15 protein-coding genes, 4 pseudogenes and 1 riboswitch are annotated in these 24,000 nt (G+C 60.7%); of the genes and pseudogenes, 11 read left to right on the top strand and 8 right to left on the bottom strand.

The features are described 5' to 3' along the window. Window positions 1-15: 15 nt before the first annotated feature. Entirely contained in the window at window positions 16-1,839 is a 1,824-nt protein-coding gene (locus EP837_RS18545) for a thiamine pyrophosphate-binding protein (RefSeq protein ID WP_066532013.1), read from the bottom strand. A gap of 63 nt (window positions 1,840-1,902) precedes the next feature. After that, window positions 1,903-3,270, bottom strand: coding sequence for an MmgE/PrpD family protein (locus EP837_RS18540; RefSeq protein ID WP_197486438.1), 1,368 nt, complete (start codon window positions 3,268-3,270; stop codon window positions 1,903-1,905). Between the two features lie 275 nt (window positions 3,271-3,545). Between EP837_RS18540 and EP837_RS18535 the strand changes: the two genes are divergently transcribed. Next, the gene (locus tag EP837_RS18535) at window positions 3,546-5,171 is read left to right on the top strand and encodes an MFS transporter (protein WP_197486437.1); all 1,626 of its coding nucleotides are present in this window, start codon (window positions 3,546-3,548) and stop codon (window positions 5,169-5,171) included. Between the two features lie 67 nt (window positions 5,172-5,238). On the opposite strand, the gene EP837_RS18530 is transcribed toward EP837_RS18535, so the two are convergent. Both EP837_RS18530 and EP837_RS18525 read right to left on the bottom strand, forming a co-directional pair. Next, complete coding sequence (locus tag EP837_RS18530) at window positions 5,239-6,984, bottom strand: enoyl-CoA hydratase/isomerase family protein (RefSeq protein WP_066532009.1); 1,746 nt, start codon at window positions 6,982-6,984, stop codon at window positions 5,239-5,241. Between the two features lie 12 nt (window positions 6,985-6,996). Beyond that, window positions 6,997-8,157: an acyl-CoA dehydrogenase family protein gene (locus EP837_RS18525; RefSeq protein ID WP_066532345.1), complete on the bottom strand. Its 1,161-nt coding sequence runs from the start codon at window positions 8,155-8,157 to the stop codon at window positions 6,997-6,999. A 614-nt stretch (window positions 8,158-8,771) separates the two neighbouring features. On the opposite strand from EP837_RS18525, the gene EP837_RS18515 reads away from it, so the two are divergent. The 5 genes and pseudogenes from EP837_RS18515 (at window position 8,772) to EP837_RS18495 (ending at window position 14,552) form a co-directional block, all read left to right on the top strand. Next, window positions 8,772-10,040, top strand: coding sequence for an MFS transporter (locus EP837_RS18515; RefSeq protein ID WP_197486436.1), 1,269 nt, complete (start codon window positions 8,772-8,774; stop codon window positions 10,038-10,040). Between the two features lie 204 nt (window positions 10,041-10,244). Beyond that, window positions 10,245-10,890, top strand: a pseudogene (locus EP837_RS18510) (IS110 family transposase); the annotation flags it as partial. Window positions 10,891-11,218: 328 nt separating this feature from the next. Continuing rightward, window positions 11,219-12,087, top strand: a pseudogene (locus tag EP837_RS20750) (SDR family NAD(P)-dependent oxidoreductase); the annotation flags it as partial. A gap of 101 nt (window positions 12,088-12,188) precedes the next feature. Then, entirely contained in the window at window positions 12,189-13,481 is a 1,293-nt protein-coding gene (locus EP837_RS18500) for a multidrug effflux MFS transporter (protein WP_066532004.1), read from the top strand. An 87-nt stretch (window positions 13,482-13,568) separates the two neighbouring features. Continuing rightward, on the top strand, window positions 13,569-14,552 hold the full coding sequence (locus EP837_RS18495) for an aldo/keto reductase (RefSeq protein WP_066532001.1): 984 nt from the start codon (window positions 13,569-13,571) through the stop codon (window positions 14,550-14,552). 200 nt (window positions 14,553-14,752) lie between these two features. On the opposite strand, the pseudogene EP837_RS18490 reads toward EP837_RS18495, so the two are convergent. From EP837_RS18490 to EP837_RS18475, 3 genes and pseudogenes are all read right to left on the bottom strand, one after another. Next, a pseudogene (locus EP837_RS18490) lies at window positions 14,753-15,204 on the bottom strand (aldo/keto reductase); the annotation flags it as partial. A 714-nt stretch (window positions 15,205-15,918) separates the two neighbouring features. After that, entirely contained in the window at window positions 15,919-16,251 is a 333-nt protein-coding gene (locus tag EP837_RS18480; RefSeq protein WP_066531996.1) for a carboxymuconolactone decarboxylase family protein, read from the bottom strand. A gap of 245 nt (window positions 16,252-16,496) precedes the next feature. After that, a pseudogene (locus tag EP837_RS18475) lies at window positions 16,497-16,847 on the bottom strand (transposase); the annotation flags it as partial. Window positions 16,848-17,284: 437 nt separating this feature from the next. Then, window positions 17,285-17,395, top strand: a riboswitch (TPP riboswitch). Here EP837_RS18475 and EP837_RS18470 point away from each other — a divergent pair. From EP837_RS18470 to EP837_RS21895, 4 genes are all read left to right on the top strand, one after another. After that, window positions 17,387-17,854, top strand: coding sequence for a DUF2065 domain-containing protein (locus EP837_RS18470; RefSeq protein ID WP_225870684.1), 468 nt, complete (start codon window positions 17,387-17,389; stop codon window positions 17,852-17,854). (Overlaps the previous riboswitch by 9 nt.) A gap of 11 nt (window positions 17,855-17,865) precedes the next feature. Further along, window positions 17,866-19,713 carry a phosphomethylpyrimidine synthase ThiC gene (thiC, locus tag EP837_RS18465; protein ID WP_066531994.1) on the top strand — a complete coding sequence of 616 codons (1,848 nt, stop codon included), beginning with the start codon at window positions 17,866-17,868 and terminating at the stop codon, window positions 19,711-19,713. Window positions 19,714-19,718: 5 nt separating this feature from the next. After that, window positions 19,719-20,705, top strand: a complete 987-nt coding sequence (gene thiS, locus EP837_RS18460) for a sulfur carrier protein ThiS (protein ID WP_082919841.1) — start codon at window positions 19,719-19,721, stop codon at window positions 20,703-20,705. A gap of 349 nt (window positions 20,706-21,054) precedes the next feature. Beyond that, complete coding sequence (locus tag EP837_RS21895; protein WP_257784380.1) at window positions 21,055-21,180, top strand: hypothetical protein; 126 nt, start codon at window positions 21,055-21,057, stop codon at window positions 21,178-21,180. A 288-nt stretch (window positions 21,181-21,468) separates the two neighbouring features. Here EP837_RS21895 and EP837_RS18455 read toward each other — a convergent pair whose 3' ends face one another. Continuing rightward, window positions 21,469-22,638: an MFS transporter gene (locus EP837_RS18455; RefSeq protein WP_082919840.1), complete on the bottom strand. Its 1,170-nt coding sequence runs from the start codon at window positions 22,636-22,638 to the stop codon at window positions 21,469-21,471. A gap of 904 nt (window positions 22,639-23,542) precedes the next feature. On the opposite strand from EP837_RS18455, the gene EP837_RS18450 reads away from it, so the two are divergent. Then, window positions 23,543-23,998 carry a (R)-mandelonitrile lyase gene (locus tag EP837_RS18450; RefSeq protein ID WP_335676342.1) on the top strand — a complete coding sequence of 152 codons (456 nt, stop codon included), beginning with the start codon at window positions 23,543-23,545 and terminating at the stop codon, window positions 23,996-23,998. Window positions 23,999-24,000: the final 2 nt, after the last annotated feature.

Here is a 24,000-nt window from a genome sequence, read left to right as displayed (position 1 = left end):
GCTCATCTATGGTCCTTACGATTCAGTCTTTGTGAAGGTCGGCATGACAAAGCCGTGATTTCCTTCAGAACCCGGGACCGGCCCCGGCTTCCAGGTGTCATGATAGTTCTTCGGATAGGGATACCAGGCCGAACGATATTGCGGCGTCTCGATCTCCGTCGCCACGCTGATCACGGTCGGCTGGCCGCTGGCGAAAGCCTGTTCAAACGCCGGCTTGAACTCATCGGCCTTCTCGACGCGGATCGCCTCGCAACCCATGCCCTTCGCCATCATCACGAAGTCAGGGCCCCAAAGCTCCTCCTCGCCGACCTTGCGGAAATCGCACAGCGATTCGCGGCCGTAGATTTTAAGCATCGCCTCGCGCTCGACCTGAAGCGAGCGGTTGTCGAATACGACGACGACGACGGGCAGCTTCTGCTCGACCGCGGTGATCATCACGGTCGAGCGCATGATGAAGGCGCCGTCGCCCATCAGGGCCAGGGCAGGCTTGCCGCCGCTCGCCATGCTGGCCCCGATCGCGGCGGACGCACTCCAGCCCATGCGATGGAGGAACCCGCTGTGATAGACGTTGCGCGACGACGCACGCACGAAGGGCGGCCCGTAGCTGAGCATATGCCCGGTGTCGAAGAACACCGCCATCTCCGGGCATTTTTCCTCGATCACCTGGCTCGCGTCTTCGCAGACGCGGGCATAGTGCAGCGGGGAAATGTCCGACGTGCGCAGCGGCTTGACCGCTTCGTTGAAGGCGTCCCGCTCCTTGACCAGTTCATCGGTCCAGGCCGACTTCTCGGTGATCCCGGCGGCACCCGCAGCCTCGGTCAAAGCTTCCAGGCCCAGACGGGCGTCCGAGGTCAGGGCAACAGCGGTCGGATAGGCGCGGCCGAGTTCCGACGTGTCGATGTCGATATGGACCAGCTTGGCGTTGTTCGGAATGTCGAACAGCGTCCAGCCGCCGGTGTCGATGTCGGTAAAGTGGGTGCCGACGCCGATGACTAGGTCCGAACGGCGCGCGGCATGGTTGGCATGCAGGGTTCCCGCGCGTCCGACGCAGCCGAGCGAAAGGCGGTGCTTTTCCGAAATCGCCGCCTTGCCGCTCGATGTCGTGGCGACGGGCGTGCCGGTCGCTTCGGCGAACTTCTGCAGCGCGTCATTGGCGCGGCTGTTTGCGATGCCGCTGCCCACCACGACCATCGGACGCTCGGCCTTCTTGAGCAGTTCGATCGCTTCGCGGACGCCCTGCGGGTCCGGTGCCGGCGGACGGAAGCGCATGTAGGGACGCGGATCGGGAAGATCATCAGGGATCAGCGCGTGCTGAATGTCGAACGGGATCGCCATGACGACCGGACCCGGGCGACCCGAAAGCGCGGTCTGATAGGCGCGCAGGAACATGTCGATGCAGGTGTCGGGCCGGGTGGCCATGAACGCCTTTTTAGAAATCGGCTTGAGCGCCGCCGTCCAGTCCTCGGGACCGTCGCGATAGGCTTCCTCGATGCCGCCGCGGTCGAACCAGTGCGTGGCGCCGACGCCTGCCAGCACCAGCATGCCGATCGATTCGTAGAAGGCGGTGGCCACGGCGGGAACGATATTCATGTTGCCCGGCCCGACGCTGGTCGTCACGATCGGCAGCGGCGCGCCGCGCTTCAGGCGCCAGTAGCCGTCCGCCAGCTCGACCGCCTGGTCTTCCATCTTGGCGCCGATGCAGGTGATGTTGGTTTCGTGAACCAGCGCGTCGAGCAGTCCCCAGTTACCATGGCCGTTGACGCCATAGGCAAATTCGGTCCCCATCTGCTCCAGCAGCTTGGCGATCGCTGCGGAGACAGTGATCATTTTCTGTTCCATTTGAGACATCCTTCAGTCGAATTGATATGTTAGCCGCTGAGGCACAGATGTAGTCGGCAGCGGTTAATCGCGGAAAATTCTGTTGCAGGTCGGCAGGTCAGACGCGCCCTTGAGCGTGTCGACCCGCTGGAGCAGCTCGAACAGCTGCAAAGCTTCGTCCGGGCTATGGGTCTGCTCGGTGCATTCCGCGAATTTCGTCCACAACTCTTCGGTCGTCAGCGGTTCGCCCGCGTAGCCGGGAATCGTGGCGATCGGTCCGCTGTCGATCAGCTCGCCATTCTTCAGTTTCATGACGACGCTTTCCGTTGGCGAGAATACAGGATCGCGCGGGTCAAACTCATCCACCGGATTGAGTTTCACCTTGGGATAGAAGGCCTGCATATCCGGCCGGCTGACTACGTCGTCGGCGATTTCCGGCACGCCGAATTTCCCGAGGATCACTGCCGCCGCGATGCCGAACTCTCCGCTAAACTGTGCCTGATACTGGTTCTGCGGCTGATGATGGACAAGGACCGTGACCTGGCCGCGTCCCATCGTGACTTCGACCGACTCGACCTCCTGCGGATCGATCCTTCGCCCCTCGAGCATTTTCATCGTTCCTTCAAAGGAGCGGTGCATGAAGAAGCAGGAGGGATGCATCTTGAACTGCAGCTTGAAGCGCGGAAGATACCATTCCTTGCCCAGCTGCGAAGGCGAATCCACATCCGGCTCGCCGCCGGACGAGAAGGCGGTGAGATAGCCCTGGATATTCTCGATGGCGTCGGGTCCACCCGTCATGCCCGCATCGGCCAGGCGAGCGGCGACGACGCCGTTGCGCGACGCCATGCCAGAATGATAGCCCTTGGTCATCGAACCGAAATTGGAAAACAAGCCGCCTGAATGGCTCGCGGCGATCGCGATCGCCATCTGCGCCTTATGCGCTGGCAGCTTGCGAAGCACCGAACAGGCCGCTGCGGAAGCGAGTGGTCCCAGCAGGGCGGTCGGGTGCCAGCCGGCCTTGTGATAATTTCTGTTGCGGCGCCAGATTTCACACCAGACTTCGTATCCGGCCAGGAAGGCGGTCACCATTTCCTCGCCCGTGGAACCCAAAACTTCAGCCTCGGCAAGAATCGCAGGGACGAGCACACCGCCAGGATGGCCGGACATGGTTTGGCAACCATAATCCAAAGCATGCGCGATCGCGCCAGCGAGCAAAGCGGCGTCCGGCGCAGCGACCTGACGCGAGGACAGGCAGGCTCGAGCCTCCTGTCGCCCGGCCGGTTCCACAAGAGTGCGGCGCAGAATGCCCGAAATAGGCTGATCAATGCCCGCCATCACCACCCCGACGGTGTCGGTGAAGGCATCGCGAATTACCGGCAGAACACTCTCTGGTATATTACTATACTGGATATCAGCGAGGAATTCGCCGATTTCAGCGGTGAGTTTTGTCATCTTGAGTATCTCTCCCTGATATCGCTCGGCGCAACAGAAGGAGAATTCCTTGCGCGCCATAACCTCGTTCGATGGAGCTTCCATAGCGCGTCAGACGCGTTTTATCCTTGCTCTGCACCAATCCTTATCTATTCTCATATTATGACATTAATTATGATTGTGCTGTTGTCAAGCGGCTTAGGCATATCTAACGCCGCCAGTGACGAAATTCGCACGAACGCTGGGGGTTTGATGCCGGGCGAGAGAATTTTTCTGTCATGCAAAGCAGCTGGGCAATGATGCTTTCCGGACCGTTGAGGGCGTTTCGCCACCGCAAGTTCCTGATCTACTGGCTGACGGGTATGAGTGCCAATTTCGGCTGGCAAATACAATTGGTCGGCGCTTCCTGGCTCATGCTGTCGCTCGGCGCCTCCGCTCAGATGATCGCGCTGGTGCAAGCGTCGGTGGCGATGCCGGTCATGCTCCTGTCTCTTCCCGGGGGGGCTGTTTCCGATATTCTGGGACAGCGAACCGTCATCTTGTGGTCTCAGGCTTTTCTCGTTGCCGTCTCCTCCGCCTTGGCCGCAGGTGCCCATCTGGGCCTGCTGACGCCGGGTCTGCTGCTGCTGTGCACTTTTCTGATCGGATGCGGACGCGCCGTCTATTATCCCGGCTGGCAGTCGATGGTGCTTGATCTGGTCCCCAGACGCGAAGTGCCGCAGGCAATCGGTCTCAACGCCAGCAACCTCAACATCGCACGGAGCTTCGGCCCGGCCATTGGCGGTGCGATCGTCTCCCTGGCTGGCGTGTTCGTCGCCTTCCTGGCTAATGCCTTCGCCAATCTGACCGTAATCGCCTTCGTCCGGGGCTGGCCGCGCAAGATCGCCGGTTCCGAGGTTCCCATTGAAACGCTGAGGGGAGCCGTGGTCGCGGGCGCCAGATTCTTCGCCTTCTCGCCCCAACTTGTCCGCATTTCCCTGCGAGCGTGCGCATTCAATATAGCGGCAGTGGCTATATTGGCGCTGCTTCCGCTCGTCGCACGGGATTTTCTGAACGGCGGTCCCGAGGTTTTTGGCGCGCTTCTGGGCGCCTTCGGCATCGGCGCAGTGGCAGGCGTGCTTCTCCTGGGGCGCTTCCGTTGCATGTTAGCGCTGGAGCCCGCTCTGGCCGTAAGCTATACATTGTTCGCCCTGGGCGCGATATGCATCGCGCTCAGCCGCCTTCTTCTCCTGACGGTTGCTGGCGGCGTTCTGTGTGGCATCTGCTGGACCTTCGTTCAGGTGACGCTGAATGCGGCGGTTCAGGTTTCCTCTCCACGCTGGGTTTTGAGCCGAACCACCGCGATCTACCAATCCATCATATTCGGCGGCAATGCCCTGGGCAGCCTCACGTGGGGAACATTGGCGGCTACGCCAGGATTGGAATTTTCCCTGCTGTCCTCTGCCGGACTGATGATTGCCGCGGCGCTGGGCGGACGCTGGTTTCGTGTGGGGGAGCCCGGGGCCGCCCTGCACGATGGCGTGCCGCACCAGATCGAACCCCGACCCAAACTTGCGCTCGACCCATTTGACGGCCCCATCATTGCGACAATACATTATCGCATTCGTGAGGGGGACGTTCCCCTTTTCCTTCAGGCGATGCAGAAGAAGCGCCGACTGAGGCTGCGCGATGGCGCGAGCCGCTGGAGCCTGTCACGCGACATCCACGAGCCCGATTTGTGGTTCGAACGCTACCGCGTCACGAACTGGGCAGAGGCCCAGCGGTTGCATTGGCGTCGCACCGCGGAAAGTGTGGAAATCAACAAGCTTGTTCTTGGCCTTCACAGGGCGGAGGACAAGCTCGAGGTCCACTATACGTTGGCCTACCCCCGGTCGAAGGAAACTGATACCGAAAGGGAAGAACTCCCAAGTCCCGGCATATAACAGAGACTTTCTGATCCCGCGCGATCGGGCGAGGAGATTTCCTCAACCTGCAAGGGCGAGGTGTCTGTCAACCTTCTCCGCAGAGCGCATCCAAGGCGACGTCCGGTGCCCTCTCGAAACGTTCGCCGGAGGCTTCAGCCAGCATCCCCACGACCTGTTTGAGATTGGCGCGCTGCTGCCGACGGGCCCAAAGACCGATGCCGCCTTCATGGCGCGGAAAACCATAGGCGTTGGTCAGGAGCAAGTCGACGTCGCCGGGTGAACGGACTCTTCCGGCCGCCAGCATCAGCGCAGCCTCGTTCGCTATGGCCACCAATATCCAGGACGCGATCTGCTCGTCATCCATCGTTGTTTGGGGCTCCGCCCTTGTCGCTTCCGAAAGCGGGGGAACCGGCAGGCCAAATCTCGTCAGCACCTCCCGGAGCTGTTCAGCCCGAACACCCTGCTCCTGTAGTAGGACACAGCTTCGGTGCGCCGCCGCGGCAATGCGGCGGCCCACCAGCCCCTCACTATCGCCTACCATGACCGCCATCTGTCCGGCAGCTTTTGCGAGAGCCAGAGCGGTCGCCAGGGTGCGCGGCTCCGTTCGGGCCTGCCGCACGATCTCCACAATGCCGGACCCTGCCGCGCCAGCCATGCCCCGCCATCCGCACAATTTGCCCGAACGGCCGAAGGCTTTTTCCAGAGTGGCGACCGTCTGGCCACCCCCAGCGACCAGAACAACTGCATGGGCACGCGCATGTGCGGACAGCCGCACAAGCAACGCCCCGATCCGATCGTCGTTCGCCTGCTCGGCAACGAATATGACGTCGCAAGATGACACTGCGTCGAGATCGCTCAACTCGCTGACAAGCACGACGCTGTGCCCACGGCGAACCATGGCCGCCGCCAGCGCATCGCAATCAGGTCCTATGCCGACGATCGCCACATGGTCGAGGGACGCGGAGGACGATAGATCGACGCTGGCATCCTTCATGCTGTCTCGCTCTGCGAAGAACAGATGCAACATTGCCTCGGCTTCAGGCCCGGTCCGCAGGCGGTCGAATATCTTCCGTTCCTCGCGCAGCGCTTCATCGCCGGGGCGTGTGCGGCACCATTCGACTGCATCGATGGCGAGTTGGATATGCGGCCGCCCACCCCCCGCAGCCAGCGCATCCACCTTCGCCCGATCAAGGTCGGCAGGGTCGCAGTCCGGCGCCGTCATCTCCATCACCCGGCGCTTGCGTCCACCAAGGCCCCGCGCAAAGGCGATGGCCTCTTCCAGCAGGGGCCCGTCGACCACCTTGTCGATCATTCCGATTTCGGCCGCGCGCCGCGCCTTCACGCGCTCGCCCGAGCAAATGAGGCGGATGGAGACCGGCAGTCCCGCCAAACGCGGCAGTCGCTGGGTTCCGCCCGCGCCCGGCATCATGCCCAGGGCGCACTCGGGCAGTCCGACGACAGCCTCGGGCGAAGCGATGCGCGCGTCACAGCCCAGCGACAGTTCGTAGCCACCGCCCAGCGCCGCGCCGGCGATGGCTGCAACGATCGGCTTGGGGCAGCGCTCGATAGCGCCGATGACTTCTGGAAGGATTGGATCCAGCACAGGCGCATTAATTTCACGCATATCCGATCCCGCCATGAACATGCGTCCGGCGCCAATCAGCACGCCGGCGGCAAGTCCGGAATCCTCGCTGAACGCCTGCACCGCCGCCAACAACCCGATCCGAACCCCACGGGCGCCTGCGTTGATCGGCGGATTGTCGATCGTTATAATACCGATGTCGTCCCGCTTCTCCAACCGAACGACATCGCTCTTATTGCCGCTGCTCATCACGAACGATCGTCAGCCGGCGGACTTTGGCAGTCGCTGGCTGAAGCGCCGGTCAAAGATGAATTCAGCCATACGGTTCTTCATCATTTCCACCGAACCGCCAGCGATCATCCAACCCTTGGTACGCAACATACAATATTCGGCAAGCGTCTCACGGGAATAGCCCATCCCGCCCATGATCTGCACCGATTCGCAGGCGACTTCGAAACCCACCTGGTTGCAGGCCAGCTTGGCAAGCGTGGTGTCGTAGGCGGACGGCAGGCCCGTGTCCGCGCCCACCGCCGCCTTGTAGAGCAGCAGTTGCGCCGATTCGAGCTTCATCGCCATGTCGGCGAACTTCCACTGCAGCCCCTGGAATTCGCACAGCGGCCGGCCGAACTGCTTCCGTTCGGATGCATAGTCACGGGCGAGATTGAAGGCGTGCCGGCCAATAGCCAGGGACCGCGCGGTGTTGCCGATCCGTTCCGCGTTGAAGGCGGCGATCTGCCGCTTGAACCCTCCGGGGCCAAGCAAGATGTTCTTCTTGGGCACGCGCACATTTTCGAAATAGAGCGGGCACCATTCCTCGCCACTCATGAATGCGGCCGGCTTGCCGACGGTAAAGCCGGGCGTGCCCCGCTCGATCAGGAGCGACCCGATGCCATCGATCCCCGGCGCGAAACGGCAGTAGACCAGGAAGACCGACGCCTCGCGGCTATGCGTGCCGAAAATTTTTTGCCCGTTAATAACATAGTCGTCGCCGTCTTCGGTCGCCGACGTGCGCAGGTCGGTTGCGGCCGAGCCCGCGTCGGGCTCCGTCATACCCAAGGAAATGATCTTCTTGCCGGCGAGCAGGTCGGGCAGCCACTTCGCCTTTTGCTCGGGCGAGGCATATTCCGCGAAGGTGCGGATGGCGCCGAAATTGCCGGCCTGGATGATATCGGCGCTCTTCGGGCAGACGAGAGACAGTTCCTGGATAGCGATCACCGCGTCCATCAATGTGCCGCCCACGCCGCCGTCTTCGGGTGCGATGGTGATGCCGAGCAGGCCCTGCTGAGCAAGAAGCTGTGCAACCTCCCATGGATAATCAGCGCTGTGCGCGCGCTCCAGGGCGCCTTCCTTCAGCTGATCGTTGGCGAACCGGCGCACCGATTCAGCAAAAAGCGCCTGTTCATCGGTTAGCGAAAAATTCATCATGCCCTCCAGCTTGTCTTGATGGCTTGCCAGACGCCCTGCGGCGAGTCATTTGCGTCGGTGCCCCGTTTCGTCTTAGATGAGACAGAAGTCAATATAATCCTACAAAGCAGGATTTCTTCAGAGACAGGTGCTGTGCCTGGCTGCGCCACGCCTATGACCTCCTGGTGAGGGGATGGGTAGTTCTCGCCCTTCCAAGCCATGGCGGGGGCAGTCGAAACTTCACGTTGAAACATAATTGTATTCAGCGTGAACATTGTTGCAAATGGCGGGATTTTGATTCAGATTGCAAATGTTTGATCAGCGCGCTGACGTTTCGTTAATATCCCAACGGCGGCCGCGACTACCGCGTTCGTTTTCAACGGAGCATAAGCAATTTTCCACCTCGCCGCCGCCACGACCGAATCATATCGAGCGCGCCGTCGAGGCCCTCCATTGCGCTCGGGTCGTCAATCCGGCGACTTTGTATTGACAAGGGCGTCAGCCCATAAAAGACTCATCGCCTGGCGGGCGGTCACCAGCCGATCCTCGAACCCGATCTGCCCATCATGGATTCGCATTTTCTCTATTCGGCCAGCCCGGCGAAATTTAGGTTGGGGATGAAATTCATGGGAATGTCCATAACGCCGAGCTCACCCGGCACGCTGTCGGAACGCGGGCAGATCCGCATATTGATCGTGTGTGCTCTCGTCGCACTGTGCGACGGCTATGACACCCAGGCGGTCGCATTCATCGCGCCCGCCATTATATCGCAGTGGGACATCGCTTCCTCCGCCTTTGGCCCGGTATTCTCCAGTGGACTGGCGGGCCTCGCTATCGGAGCCTTTGCTTGCGGCCCCATCGCCGATCGCTGGGGCCGCAAGATCGTCATTATGCTATGTATCGCGACCTTCGGGGTGGCATCCATCGCTACCACCTGGTCAACGACAATTTTCGAACTTGCCGCTTGGCGCGCCGTGACGGGCATTGGCCTGGGCGGAGTCCTACCGAACCTCATCACCGCTACCAATGAAGCAGCCTCCGCACGGTTCAAGAAGGTTGCCGTGATGCTCATGATATGCGGGTTTCCGCTCGGTGCGACCTTCGCCGGTTTTGTCGGCGCGCCGCTGATCGAATGGGGGGGGTGGAAGACCATTCTGATCCTCGGTGGAATCATCCCCCTAGCCCTGCTTCCCGCCCTCCATCTTGTCCTGCCGCCGAAGACCCGCCCGTCCTTACCGGAAAACCAGGCCGCGGACGAAAGCCGGATCGCAGCCCTCTCCACAGAAGCATTCGGCGTTACAGCATTGTTTACCGACGGCCTGGCCATACCGACGATCCTTATATGGACCGCCTTCTTCTCAAACCTCCTGGTTCTTTATTGCCTGATGAACTGGCTGCCCGCCCTGCTTAGCCTCGGCGGCTCGTCGTTGTCGGTCGCCACGCTTTGTACGGCTCTACTCAACCTGGGCGGCGTCGCCGGCGCATTGAGCTTTGCCCAATTCATCAACCGGCCACGCTTCAGCCTCTATCTGGCGACAGCCTATATCGGCTGCATCTTGTGCATTCTCGTAATTGTTTACCGCGCGGAGGAGACTGGCCTGCTTATGGTAAGCGCTGCGTTTGCCGGCGGGGTCGTGATCGGTGGACAAATGGCGATGAACGCTCTGGCGGCATCCTTGTACCCGGATGGTATCCGATCAACGGGCGTGGGATGGGCGCTCGGCTTCGGCCGTATCGGGTCGATCGCCGGGCCGCTCGCCGGGTCAGCCCTGATCGACAGGGGCTGGCAGGGCACAAGTCCCTTGCTCGCCGCGAGCCTGCCGCTGGTCGTCGCGGCGCTGGCGCTAGTCAGTCTTTGGATCACCCTCCGCCGATCAGGAATATTCGCTCCTGCGAGTTGAACCATCCCGAGCGAGGATGCAAGCTGGAAGGCGAGCCGGCATCGGCGCCCGGCCTGCACGGCGCACGCGGCAACGGCCGCAGACGCATGACGAACTCCTCCATCTGCCACAATGGCGGATGCAGACCATCTTTATGGGATGGCCCGCCCCTTTTCCCCGGCATCGGATATGATGCCGGCGCTTGAGAAGGAAAGGAGCGGACCGATGTCTATTGTGATCCTTGGCGTTGATTTGGGCAAGAATGCCTGCAGTGTGGTGGGCGTGGATGCGGCAGGAGCGGTCATCGTGCGCAGGTCCATGCGCCGGCAAACGCTGATCGACTACGTGGCCAAGCTTCCTGCGTGCGTAGTCGCGTTGGAAGCATGCTGTGGCGCCTATAATCTTGGGCGCCTTTTCGCCGCGCACGGACACGAGATCAGACTGATGTCGCCGGAGTACGTGCGCCCGTATGTCAAAGCAGAAGAACAATGATCGTGATGCCGAGGGGATCGCCGAGGCAGCCTCGCGCCCGACGATGCCCTTCGTCGAACTCAAGACCCAGGGACAGTTGGATATCCAGACCCTCCACCGCGTCCGCTCCCGCCTAGTCGCCGAGCGCAGGAACCTGATCAACCAGCTGCGGGCGATCCTGCTTGAACGGGGGACCATTTTCCCCGTTGGTCGGCGTAAGCTGGAACTCGGCATCGATGCCATGCTGGCCGGTAAGGATACGACCTTGTCACCGCGTCTGCTTTAACTGGTAGGCGAACTGCGTGCCGAATGGCGCGAACTTGATGCCAGGATCGAGGCTCTGAACGGTGAATTCATCGAACTGGCTCGCAATGATGAGGCGGCGCGGCGGCTCACGTCCAGCGCCCCAGGCAGTGAACCACACACGATCCAGCAGATCTGCAATGTTCTTCTGGATCCATAGCACGGCCCCCAACCGCATCATCTCTTCGATAACATGCACCACAGCCCGGAAATGCGAGGTAAGAAGACGTTGGAAGAAGCTCTAGGGGTGCGACTGCTCACGATCCGATCGCCATTGAGAACCCGGCCAATTCTGATCAAGGGGACGGCCGCATCGCCTCCTCACCCCGCAGAAATCGGCTCTGAATTTCCGAGCGATCCCCGAACGCCCTTTCATTCTGCCGGATCGACGCCGTCCAGCAACTCTTCATAGTTTGGCTCAGGATGGCCTCGGGCGCGAGACCGCGCGCACGCTCCTCATGCATGGCGCCGAGGTCGTCGGGGCCGCCCGCGACCTGGCGAAGGCTGAGTCAGCGACGGCTTCCATCTATACCGGCACCAACGACCGCGCTGGCAGGCTGGAGCTTGTCACGCTCGATCTCGCAGATCTCGCCAGCGTCAACGCCTGCGCGGAGGGCCTATTGGCCGACCGCCGCCCATTTGACGTGGTCATCGCCAACGCGGGCGTGATGGCGACGCCTTTCGGCCACACGAAGGACGGCTTTGAGACGCAGTTCGGCACCAACTTCATCGGCCATTTCGTGCTCATCAACCGGATTGCGCCCCTTCTCCGGAGCGGCGGACGGGTCGTAGTCCTGTCGTCGGCGGCGAATGGTATAGCTGACGTCGACCTCGACGATCCCAATTTCGAGAACAATCCTACGAGAAATGGAGCGCCTATGGCCGTTCCAAGACGGCGGATGCGTTGCTCGTGGTCGAGTTCGACAAGCGTCACCGCGAGCGTGGGATTAGGGCCGTCGCGGTTCATCCCGGGGGTATCAAGACCGAGCTGCAACGCCACTATCCCGCCGAGGAGGAGCAGGCGCTGGTGGACTCGATCAACAAAGCCAATGTCCAAGCCGGTCTCCCGCCGTTCCAGTACAAGACTGTCGAACAGGGCGCAGCCACTTCGGTGTGGGCAGCGCTTGTTGCAGACGCCGATGCGGTTGGCGGGCGCTACTGCGAGGATTGCCATGTGGCGCAGGTCGCGGACGGAGAAGGCCTGAGAGGCGGAGTCCGGCCCGATGCGATCGACCCCGATCGCGCCTCGGCGCTTTGGTCCAAAGCGGAGGAAATGGTGGGCGAGCGCTACTGATCGCCTCGCCACACGGATGAGAGACCTGCCTGCGTAGAAGGCGGTGCCCTCATCATAAAGCGGCTGTCTTCTCAGCTAATCTCCTGTCTTCGAAAGCTTCGATGTTGTTCCAGTCGTCAGCCCCCGCCGCGTCCACTTCGACCGATCAGACGCCCTCGTTTCGCCTGGTGACCGTGTTGAGCGGGTTGATGGCGTTCGCCTCGATCTCCACCGACATTTACCTGCCTGCCTTGCCGGCCCTCAGGCATGCGTTCGCCGGTGGGTCCGACCGGGTGGAACTGACGCTCTCTGGATTTCTTGTCGGCTTCAGCGCCGGGCAACTCCTTTGGGGTCCGATCAGCGACCGTTATGGACGCCGGCTACCGATTACTGCCGGACTGATCTTGTTCATCATCGGATCGTCCGGCTGTGCGATGGCGACGTCACTCTGGCATTTGATTGGATGGCGTGTGCTGCAGGCCCTCGGCGCGTGCGTCGGGCCGGTGCTAGCGCGTGCGATGGCGCGAGATCTCTATGGACGCGATCGTACAGCGCAGCTGCTATCGACCCTGATGCTGGTGATGGGTATCGCTCCATTGCTCGGGCCGCTCATCGGTGGTCAGTTGCTGCATATCGGCACCTGGCGAACGCTGTTCTGGCTCCTCGCCATCATCGGGGCCGTCATGATCATCCCGGTCGGGCGGCTGCCGGAATCCCTCCCGGCGCACCGTCGCTCGACTGCTTCGCTGCGAGGCGAGTTCGCCAGTTACGCCAAACTCGTCAAGGACCGGACGATCATGGCCTATGCGCTGGCGAGCGGCTTCTACTATGCGGGTATTTACGCCTATCTCGCTGGCACGCCGTTTGCCTATATCAGCTACTACCGGGTGCCGACGGAGTTTTACGGACTGCTAATGGGAACCGGCATCATCGGGCAGATGGGGCTGAATCTGGTAAATCGTCGCTATGTGACGCGCGTTGGCAGCGACCGGATGTTTCGCTGGGGCGCATTGCTCGTTGCCATCTCCGGGCTTGCCGCGGGCGTTGCGGCGTGGACGGGTTTTGGCGGGCTGCCCGGGCTCGTTGCCACGCTCTTCCTTTTCCTGGCTGCCAATGGGCTGTTCATCGCCAATGCGGTCGCAGGCGCGATGGAGGCGCAGCCTAAACGTGCTGATGCGACATCGGCACTCGTAGGGTCGATCCAGTTCGGCAGCGGCATCTTCGGCTCGGCGGCGGTAGGATGGCTGGCGGATGGCACGCCGCGATCCATGGGCCTGATCTTGGGGACAACCGCCGTTGCCTGTCTGATTGCGGCCTGGCTCGTGCCTCGCCCGTCGAAAACCGCGAAAGTCGACAAGTCGCATAGCTCTTCAACTTCTGCTTCCACCGAAACCGACTATCAAAGTGCCATATAAGTGAATGCCGTGACGTTGGAGTAATCAACGCGGTTCGGTGCACCTACATCGTGGCTTATCCAGCTGCCACCGAAGAAAGGACGACAGATGCAAATGCGTGAGCTTGGCAACAGCGGACTGGTGGTGTCAGCCCTCGGCTTTGGCTGCATGGGGTTGTCATTCGGCTACGGGCCTGCAGTTGAACACAACGATGCGGTCGCGCTGATCCGAAAGGCACACGGCCTGGGCGTCACCTTCTTCGACACCGCCGAAGCTTATGGCGCCGAGAATGAGGAACTGCTTGGCGAGGCTGTGGCGCCTTTTCGCGATTCCGTCGTGATCGCCACCAAATTCGGGTGGAAGGATGGCAACGCTCGAACCGGCCTGCTCGACAGCCGCCCAAAGCGCATCCGCGCCGTCGCGGACCAGTCACTGCAGCGCCTCAGGACGGACAGGATCGACCTGTTCTACCAGCACCGCGTCGATCCCGACGTGCCTATCGAGGAGGTCGCGGGCGCAGTTCGCGATCTGATCACCGAGGGCAAGGTCAAGCATTTTGGCCTGTCGGAAGCCGGCGTCCAGACGATCCGGCGCGCACATGCTGTCCAGCCCGTCGCCGCAATCCAGAGCGAATATTCGATGTTCACGCGCGACCCGGAGGCGAGCATCCTGCCGGTGCTGGAGGAACTAGGTATCGGTTTCGTTCCGTTCAGCCCGCTGGGCAAGGGTTTCCTGACCGGAAAGATTGATACCGCTACCAAATTCGCAGAAGGCGATATCCGTAACACCCTCCCGCGTTTCCAGGGCGAGGCTCGCGCGGCCAACCAGAAGCTTGCCGAGCAGGTTACCGCTTTCGCCGCCTACAAGGGCCTGACGCCGGCTCAGGTTGCGCTCGCATGGCTGCTCGCGCAAAAGCCCTGGATTGTGCCTATCCCTGGCACGACGAAGCTTCATCGGCTCGAGGAGAATATGTTCGCTGCCGGAGTGTCGCTAGCCGACGAGGATCTGCGGACACTGAACGGCATTTTGTCAAGCACCACCGTGCAAGGCGCGCGCTACACTGAGCAGGCCATGAGCCTGATCGATCGGTGACCATGGCGCGTAGCCTATGGTCGGCATAGTCGGTGCATCCCACGTCGACCTCGTGAGGGTGGTCGTTTCTACGGCTTAATCACAGGTGACTTTTCTGGAACGAACTGCTGACTACGTCTGGTCCTGCAGATCGCCAAGGATGTGCTCCGTGTCCGCGCAAAGCAATTTCTCGTACCTGGATAGCTTCTGCACGCACACGTGAAAACCAAAACCTTACCCTGCGCGACAAGGTCCGCCACCGCGCCCGCGACCTCTTCAATTGGCACCTCGGGGTCGACCCGATGCTGGTAGAATAGGTCAATACGGTGCGTCTTCAGTCGCCGCAGCAACTGCTCTGCGACCAGGCGGATCCGCTCTCTGGCTTACTGTCAAGCTGGCCACTTCGAGGGTCGCCATCTTTCCAGCCGAACTTCGTCGCGATCACCACGCTGTCTCTAAACGGCGCCACCGCATCGCCCACCAGTTCCTCATTTGCGGCGCCATAGGCTTCGGCGGTGTCAAAAAAGCTGACGCCCAGATCGTAGGCTGTCCGGATCATGGCGAGGGCGTCCTCCCGATCAATTGCGGGGCCATAGCCGAATGACAGCCCCATGCAACCAAAACCCAGGGCAGATAATTTTGGGCCGTTCTTTCCAAGTATGCGCGTCTGCATGAGCGATCCTACTTCACAGGAAGAGCTTTATCGGTGATATGTGTGCGCTGTATCCGACAGGATTAGCGCAGCGAGGCGGGATAAGGCCCTTAGAGCGGCTCATATATGCGACGGAGCGGCAGAGAATGCGGGACGCGATCGAATGCGTCTCGAGATGGATGATCGGGATCGCACTGCTTAAGGCATACACCACAACGATATGCGCATAGCCGCCAGTGTCGTGCGGCTGGCAATATTCGGCGGAAAACAGCTCCGGCAGGAGAGACCTTGTGACTGAAGACAGGCATGCTTCACCGCTCGCACGCCGAAGCGCGCCAACGCGAATTCCGAGTAATCAAGGCGAAATCGCAAAGTGCGGTGCAAAGGCTCCATGTCGCAACGCACAGGATTAGCACGGTCCGCCGGCCCTCTTCGTCGACCAGCCTGCCAAGTAAAGAGGCCCACGCTGCAATATGCAGCGATAGCGACCGTTTCACGGGATCGACGAAGAGGTTCAGCCTTTGCCGATCGATATAGATCAGGCCATATGCGAGGGCGAGCAAACGAAGGAACCAGGCCTGCTGTAAATTCTGCCTTATCACTTTGCATCTTGGCTTTACGGTGTCGTCGACCGCGCAGGAACGGCCCCGACCGGCATTTCGGATGTCCCTTCAGATCCATCTCCTCGCCCGTCAAGCTGCTTATTTTCCATGGGCTGACCATTCTCGACTGCTATTAGTCGTCCAGTTCGGCACCGAAGATTTCGCTCGCGCGGACCGCGGCGGACGATGCGGCAGGCCATCCCGCGTAGAAGGCCATATGCGTGATCATCTCCACAATTTCAGCCTGCGAAACGCCATTCTCGATCGCGAGGGGAAAATGTGTCGCCATCTGCTCAGTCCTGCCCAGCGCGACCAACGCCGCGCAGGTGATAAGGCTGCGATCACGCTTCGAGAGTTCCGGCCTCTCCCAGATGTCACCATATAATATTTCATTCCCCAACTGGGCGAATTTCGGTGCGATCCGACGGACTATGTCCTTTGCGGGTGGATTCTTCGGCTGCGTCATAACGGCATCTCCTGAAATATTATGCGATTGCCACACAGCGGATCAGCTTTCCAGCCCATGTCCTCACCATAGCGGCCGCCCTGGATTGATCCAGCGACACAAGCTGCGATTGCTCTAAAATCTACCTCCAACGAAACTGTTCCTGGGCAGAAATCGGCACGTTCAATTCGGTGCGTTATCATCCGAGAATCGGAACGTGAACCAACCCTATTTGACCGATCCTGGTTCAAAATGCTGGTAGCTCGATCATCGACCGAGCGCGTCGATATGCCCTGGATATACGCCTCTTGGATGACCTCCGTCAGGGCCTTCTCGGCCAGCCGGCGGGGCTCCAGGAAGCCAGGAAAATAGCTGCCGGTGCGCAGCTTGGGGATGCGCAGCTCGACCGTGCCCGCGCGCCTCTCCCAATCCCGATCGCGGTAGCCATTGCGCTGGGCCTGCCGCTCCGCGCTCTTCTCGCCGTAAGCGGCACCCGTCAGCCCACCGACCTCAAGTTCCATCAGCTGCTGCGCCGCAAAGCCGATCATCTCACGTAGAAAATCGCTGTCGGCGCTCTTTCCCAGCAGCGCCTGAGCGTACATCATCTCCTTAGTTATCGGGATCTCCATAGCTTGAGTGTCGCAACCCAAATCTATCCGAGATCTCCGATGGCCACCCGCGAAACTGACCGGCCGCTACTGCGCTTATTCGATGAGCGCGCGTCCGGTCAGCTTCGCTAACCGTCGAGCTACGCCATCACCGGGGACACACCTCATGCGGTCGATAAAGCAGCGCCCTTTCAGGACATCAAGCACATTGCGGAAAAACCAAAAGCCCTTCAAACGCCAAATTTCCTCGGGCGCCTCATGAGAGCCGTTAAGATGGATTCAGCAAAAGAGTTCGGGCAAGTGGGCCGCAACTGCCGTTTCCGCAACGCTGATATGGGCCGATTTCACCTCACCCGGTGTACATTGTCGACTTGTAGGGCCGCTCAACACCCCCACAAATAAGTGCGGTTAGGACTTTCATAGGCCGGATTAATACACTATCGGGGGCGTCATCCCCGGGGGACCGCTCACAGGCGGTTGAGAGGCGGCTGATGTGGCTGCGACCCGCTGAACCTGATCCGGTTAAAACCGGCGTAGGGAGGGACGGCTTGTCAAAGGCAATCCGCCCATCCTCCGCCATGCGCGACGAAGAGGAGGACGGACTGCCGATGGACACCATTTCCGTCCTGACCCTGCGCCTCTCCGAAGCGATCGGCCTCTACATGATCGTCGCGGGAATCGGCGGCCTCACTGCGCCGCAGCGCTGGCGCGCTATGATGGAGGATTTGGAGCGTTTGCCCGGTCTCGTCATGGCCCTCGGCTTTCCTGTATTCGCGGTGGGCGCAGCGCTGATCCTCATCCACAGCATCTGGACCGATCCCCTCGCTGTCATCGTGTCGCTGATCGGCTATGTCTCGCTGGTCGAAGGCGCGCTGCTGCTCGCCGTGCCGGGGCCGCTCATCAGGATCGGCCGCTGGTCGGTCCAATTCACTCGCGCCTGGGCGATCGTCAGTATCGTGCTGGGCATCCTTCTCTTCCTCGCTGGCCTCACCGGCCGCGCAACCGTTATCGCCTGAAAGGAAAACTCATGGCCGACCTCCCCGCCCGCACCGAAATGCGCGTTACAACCGGTCCCATCCGTGGCTCGCGCAAAATCCATGTCGGCCCGCTCAAGGTCGCCATGCGCGAGATCGACCTGGAGCCGGGCAGCGGCGAGCCGCCGGTGCGCGTCTATGATACGTCCGGCCCCTATACCGATCCCGATGCGCGGATCGACATCATGGCGGGCCTGCCTGCGCTGCGCCGAGATTGGATCGTCGGACGGGGCGATGTTGAGGAATATGACGCCCGCGCCATCCAGCCGGAAGATAACGGCCTGAAAGGACCGGATCGTTCCGGCGGCGTCCAATCCTTCCCCAACACGATCAGACGGCCCCTGCGCGCGAAGCCCGGCATGAACGTCTCCCAGATGCACTATGCCCGCCGCGGCATCATCACGCCGGAGATGGAATATGTCGCCGAGCGTGAAAATCTCGGCCGTGCCCGTCTCGCCGAATATGTCCGCGACGGGCAGGATTGGGGCGCGTCGATCCCCGACTATGTGACGCCCGAGTTCGTCCGCGAGGAAGTCGCGCGCGGTCGCGCCATCATCCCGTCCAACATCAACCACCCGGAATCGGAGCCGATGGCGATCGGCCGTAATTTCCTGGTGAAGATCAACGCCAATATCGGCAACAGCGCCGTCGCGTCCGATGTGGCGAGCGAGGTCGACAAGCTGGTCTGGTCGATCCGCTGGGGCGCGGACACGGTGATGGACCTTTCCACCGGGCGCAACATCCACGACACGCGCGAATGGATCATGCGCAACTCGCCGGTCCCGATCGGCACCGTGCCCATCTATCAGGCGCTGGAGAAGGTCGGCGGCATTGCCGAAGAGCTGACCTGGGACATCTTCCGCGACACGCTCATCGAGCAAGCCGAGCAGGGCGTGGACTATTTCACCATCCATGCGGGCGTGCGCCTGCCCTATATCCCGATGACGGCGAAGCGCGTCACCGGCATCGTCAGCCGTGGCGGGTCGATCATGGCGAAATGGTGCCTTGCCCATCACAAGGAAAGCTTCCTCTACGAGCATTTCGACGAGATCACCGAGATCATGAAGGCCTATGACATCGCCTATTCGCTTGGCGATGGTCTGCGCCCCGGCTCCATCGCCGACGCCAATGACGAGGCGCAGTTCGCCGAACTCTACACGCTGGGCGAACTCACCAAGCGCGCCTGGGAACAGGATGTGCAGGTCATGATCGAAGGGCCGGGCCATGTGCCGATGCACAAGATCAAGCAGAATATGGACAAGCAGCTGGAGGCATGTGGAGAAGCGCCCTTCTACACGCTTGGGCCGCTCACGACCGACATCGCGCCGGGTTACGACCATATCACCAGCGGCATCGGCGCGGCGATGATCGGCTGGTACGGCACGGCGATGCTTTGCTATGTCACGCCCAAGGAGCATCTGGGCCTGCCCGACCGGGACGATGTGAAGGTCGGCGTCGTCACCTACAAGCTGGCCGCCCACGCAGCCGATCTCGCCAAGGGCCACCCCGCCGCCAAGGTCCGCGACGATGCGCTGAGCCGCGCCCGTTTCGAATTCCGCTGGCGTGACCAGTTCAACCTGTCGCTCGACCCTGACACGGCGGAAAAATATCACGACCAGACGCTGCCCGCCGAGGGCGCGAAGACCGCGCATTTCTGCTCCATGTGCGGCCCCAAATTCTGCTCCATGAAGATCACGCAGGAAGTCAGGGACTTTGCCGCCAAGCAGAACCAACCGGCGGACAGCTTCATAGCGGCCGAGGATGCGGAAAAGGGGATGCAAGAAATGAGTGAGAAGTTCATAGAGAAGGGTAGTGAAATCTACCTGCCGGCCGCGGAGTAGATGCAATGATTTCTGTTCATTTGAACGGCGAGCATCGCCGCGTGCGCGCCGGGCTGACGCTGGCGGAACTGACGAGCGAGCTGGGCTTCGTGCCGGGAAAGGTGGCGGTGGAGCGCAATCTGAAGGTGGTGCCCCGCTCGATCTTGGCGCAGGTTATGGTCGAGGACGACGACGAGTTGGAGATCGTCCATTTTGTCGGCGGCGGCGATGTGTCGGCGGTCGACGAAGACAGCTGGACGGTCGCGGGCAAGACCTTTCACTCGCGGTTGATCGTGGGCACGGGCAAATATAGGAATTTCGAGCAAAATGCGGCGGCGGTAGTTGCGTCGGGTGCTGAAATCGTCACGGTGGCGATACGGCGCGTTAATGTTTCGGACCCGACCGCGCCGATGCTGACCGACTATATTGATCCCAAGAAAATCACCTACCTGCCCAATACGGCGGGCTGCTACACGGGCGAGGAAGCGATCCGCACCTTGCGCCTCGCTCGGGAGGCGGGCGGCTGGGACCTGGTGAAGCTGGAAGTGCTGGGGGAGGCGCGGACTCTCTATCCCGACATGGTCGAAACGCTGCGCGCGACCGAGGTGCTAGCGAAGGAAGGCTTCAAGCCGATGGTCTATTGCATCGATGATCCGATCGCGGCCAAACGGCTGGAGGATGCGGGCGCGGTGGCGATCATGCCGCTGGGCGCGCCGATCGGGTCGGGTCTGGGCATTCAGAATCGCGTGACCATCCGGCTGATCGTCGAGGGCACGAAGCTGCCGGTGCTGGTCGACGCGGGCGTGGGCACCGCGTCCGAAGCGGCCGAGGCGATGGAACTGGGCTGCACCGGCGTGCTGATGAACACGGCGATCGCGGAGGCAAAGGACCCGGTGCTGATGGGCGCCGCAATGAAGGCGGGCGTCGAAGCGGGCCGCATGGCCTATCGTGCAGGGCGCATGGGCAAGCGCCTCTATGCCGATCCGTCGAGCCCGCTTGCAGGGTTGATCTGAATAAGCGGTCGTGATTCACATCGCTACCATGCCAAGCGACGTCCACACCCGCCTCTTGTCGAAGTTTCCGAATGAAGCATGCATGTAGCAATTGGAATTCCGCGGGTCCAACTAAGTGTGGCAGAATAGTGTCCCATCAGGAGCAGAAGCCGGGGAGGCATGCGCAGATGCAATCCCCCCCTGGAGAGCCTGGCGAATAGTGCGATATCGGCTGGGCTATACAAAATGCGGCACTATCGTCGGATCGGCCCACGCCAGGAAGCGTGCTCCCGTTCCTCGCCATCGCGCATGAATTGCTGATCGCAAATGACAGACACGCGGGCAACAGCTGCTCCACCCAAGCGATCTGATGATTGAGGGAAAATATTCGGTCACTTCGGTTGAGGGGCCGGATGGTCATGTCCGGATAGACGTGCAGAATGGCGGCTATCGCCGCGTAATGGGCTCTCCGTCCACACTGTGCCGCTCGTCCTGATCGCGAACATGCAGGTGGATTTGACTGGCTCCAGTCGCACGGCATAGCGTGCAGTCTCACCGAATCCAGCGTGGTAATAGGCGAATCCGCAAGATCATACGGGGCCGCCGCCCTCCTTGGGGGCTGCCATGATGCATCGATCGCTCACTTCCCACTCCTGACATCTGACGACGCATTCACCAAGGCACATCCCGCGCGTGTATATCTGTGGGCCATGTGGCTCTGCAAGGCGTGTGGCTTAACGATGCAGCCCATGCATGCTCCCACGCACGTTAACGAGAAAGACGTTCAGTCCACCGAATGCACGGCATGGCGCTCGCCCCTGCTGAGCAGTCGTTCCACCATTAGAAGAGCGAAGAGACTGGGCAGCAACAGGGCAAGCGAAACGCCGACTAGCAACGAAACCTCGCCCCGGCTCACAACGAGCGACCCGAGCGCCGGCCCAATTGCGATCCCAAGGGTCTGAGCTGCGATGGAGAGCGAAGCCGCACGCCCTTCGCGGTCCGCGGCGGAAACGATCGCAAGAAAATAGGGTCCGATGAATTGCATTCCCGCGATCCAGGCCATGACTGCAAATGTAAAGGTGGACGAACTGAGCTGCACGATCAACAGCAGCGCCGCCGATATCATCAGAGATCCTGCGCCGAGCATTGGAATGAAATCGCCCAGACGAGGTCCAATGATGACCGCAAGTATCGCCCCTGCCGCGCCAGCGACGACGGCATAGCCCAGCGCTTCACTGGTGCTTTGCGGATCCATCCCTGCCCATTGTGCAATATTGACCGCATATGCCCAGGTATTTGTCCACGCGGTCAGATAGAGGATCATGGCGGCGAGTGCGATGACAACATAGATCATGTGACTACGGGCCGGCGGCGCACCGGACTGGTCGACCGTTGAACTTTCCGCCTTGCGTGTCAGGAAGGCTACGGGAAGGGCTAGCGCCGCCAGTGCGGTCAATATCCAGAAGATCGCTAAAACACCGCCAGCGTCTGTAATCACCGGATTAAAGCGGAACAATAGCGTTCCCAGCAGGTAGGTGCCGATGATGAAGATACCGAAAAAACGCTCAGGAGTTGCCGTTCCTGCAAGGACTGCAGCCATAGCGGCCGTCCCGCCGCCCTCGCCGAGACCCGCGATGAACCTCAGCAGGGGCAGACTTTGGGGCCCCACGGCAATGGTCAGCAGATTACCGACAATAATCAGTCCCAGAGAAATCGACATCAGCCGCGCGACGCTGGCGCGCGATAGGAAGATCGCGATCAAGAGAGACCCAGTGCATACACCCAGCATTTCAATCGCCGTCACTCGACCCGCGGCCGCAGGACTGAGCGCAAATGAATTCGAGAAGGTCGCTACAAGAAGCGGCATAACGTTGGGCGCGAGGGCACTGGCAATGCCCCCCATGATCGCTGGTATGGCCTTTGGCCTTGCACTGGTTGGGGATGCATCGGTCATATTGTAATCTCATCCTCTCCTTGAGCCAGCTATTCGACATACTGGTTGATCGAAAAAAACTTGATAGATGCACCGTCCGACTTTGTTCGAACGTTTGATCTATTATGGAAAATTGCAGTTGACAGGGAAATTATGTCGAGACGGCGACCTAAAGCCGTGTGTCGCGATCCCCCACGGCGTTACCGAACCTTCCCGGCGGGCATGATCTATATTATTTTCTAATGGAATTCCGCTGGCGATGCAAGTGCCGGCTAGACTTGCCGGCGGGAAGGCTTTCGCGCTTTTATGATGATGATCGTCAGCTCTTATTTAACGATAGCGGGTAAGCGGCCCGCCGAAAGCGAGGCCCGTTGCCCGTCCCGCGTCGATCGCGAACTGGACAACCGTCCCGCGCATCTCGTCTTCCGTTATGCCTTATTTCTTGGGCTATCCGCAAATGAGCGCCAAGTTCATCCGACTTACCGAGCAGGCCAACCCCGGTGCAGGTGACTATACTGCGATCGCGCGCCTTAGGGCTGCTGCGATATATCGGCCACCAGAGCATCCTTACGCAATCAATTGAACTGCGAAACAGCGTCACAAATGCGCGCCGTTTCTGCAATGCTCTCGTCGACCCTGTCCAGTTTCCCAGCTCCTGCGCTCTGCTCTTCGGCTGACGGTACATCGTCACCCGTCTCAGTCACACTCCTGCTCAATCACCGTCGCCGCTTGATTTAACCAGAGCGTGAGCGCTGAGGCTCTCCCGGCGACAGTTTCGGCTTGCCGTTCTTTCTTGCCCCGGGCCAGCGTATGCTCCCAGGCTATCGCCATTCAGCGTATTGCAAATGACGAGATTCCTTGCTCTAAGCTCTAGATAGGCTGATCATCGATTCACGTCCCGCGTTTCTTGCCTCGCGAAGAAGGCTTGAGCGCTGGCTTACAGATCAATCCACCGCACCAACTTGCGAGTAACAGCACTATGGAAATTATGCGCAATGGATCGCGTCCGTCCTCATATGGCACCGAGGAAAATTTCACCGGGCGCGTCCGTAGAGATCCGATCCATACTTCCGAACTACCATCTCGATTGATGTCCGGCTATGTCACTTTCGAGCCAGGCGCGCGCACACGCTGGCACCAGCATCCCTACGGACAGCTCCTGATCATCACATCCGGGCACGGGCGCGTCGCCAGTTGGAACGATTCCGTGCAAGAAGTTAGTGCAGGTGATGTTGTGTGGATCAAGGCTGGTGAAAAGCACTGGCATGGTGCAGGTGCCCACACTGCAATGACGCATATTGCGGTGACCGAGGCAGAGAATGGCAAAGCCGTTGATTGGCTCGAACCGGTCGCTGATGCGCAGTTTAACCCCGATCTGTGAGC

Origin of the sequence: Sphingobium sp. EP60837 (assembly GCF_001658005.1) — a bacterium.
Taxonomy (GTDB): domain Bacteria; phylum Pseudomonadota; class Alphaproteobacteria; order Sphingomonadales; family Sphingomonadaceae; genus Sphingobium; species Sphingobium tyrosinilyticum.
Note: the sequence above shows the minus strand (reverse complement) of the source record. Positions and strands in the feature narration are given on the sequence as shown.

What these genes read in the sequence shown, in the direction of transcription:
- EP837_RS18495 (WP_066532001.1), top strand. Translation starts at nt 13,569, where the DNA reads ATGCAAATGCGTGAGCTTGGCAACAGCGGACTGGTGGTGTCAGCCCTC.
- EP837_RS18500 (WP_066532004.1), top strand. Translation starts at nt 12,189, where the DNA reads ATGTTGTTCCAGTCGTCAGCCCCCGCCGCGTCCACTTCGACCGATCAG.
- EP837_RS18540 (WP_197486438.1), bottom strand. Translation starts at nt 3,270, where the DNA reads ATGACAAAACTCACCGCTGAAATCGGCGAATTCCTCGCTGATATCCAG.
- thiS (WP_082919841.1), top strand. Translation starts at nt 19,719, where the DNA reads ATGATTTCTGTTCATTTGAACGGCGAGCATCGCCGCGTGCGCGCCGGG.
- EP837_RS18480 (WP_066531996.1), bottom strand. Translation starts at nt 16,251, where the DNA reads ATGACGCAGCCGAAGAATCCACCCGCAAAGGACATAGTCCGTCGGATC.
- EP837_RS18525 (WP_066532345.1), bottom strand. Translation starts at nt 8,157, where the DNA reads ATGAATTTTTCGCTAACCGATGAACAGGCGCTTTTTGCTGAATCGGTG.
- EP837_RS18545 (WP_066532013.1), bottom strand. Translation starts at nt 1,839, where the DNA reads ATGGAACAGAAAATGATCACTGTCTCCGCAGCGATCGCCAAGCTGCTG.
- EP837_RS18515 (WP_197486436.1), top strand. Translation starts at nt 8,772, where the DNA reads ATGTCCATAACGCCGAGCTCACCCGGCACGCTGTCGGAACGCGGGCAG.
- thiC (WP_066531994.1), top strand. Translation starts at nt 17,866, where the DNA reads ATGGCCGACCTCCCCGCCCGCACCGAAATGCGCGTTACAACCGGTCCC.
- EP837_RS18530 (WP_066532009.1), bottom strand. Translation starts at nt 6,984, where the DNA reads ATGAGCAGCGGCAATAAGAGCGATGTCGTTCGGTTGGAGAAGCGGGAC.
- EP837_RS18455 (WP_082919840.1), bottom strand. Translation starts at nt 22,638, where the DNA reads ATGACCGATGCATCCCCAACCAGTGCAAGGCCAAAGGCCATACCAGCG.
- EP837_RS18535 (WP_197486437.1), top strand. Translation starts at nt 3,546, where the DNA reads ATGATGCTTTCCGGACCGTTGAGGGCGTTTCGCCACCGCAAGTTCCTG.
- EP837_RS21895 (WP_257784380.1), top strand. Translation starts at nt 21,055, where the DNA reads ATGATTGAGGGAAAATATTCGGTCACTTCGGTTGAGGGGCCGGATGGT.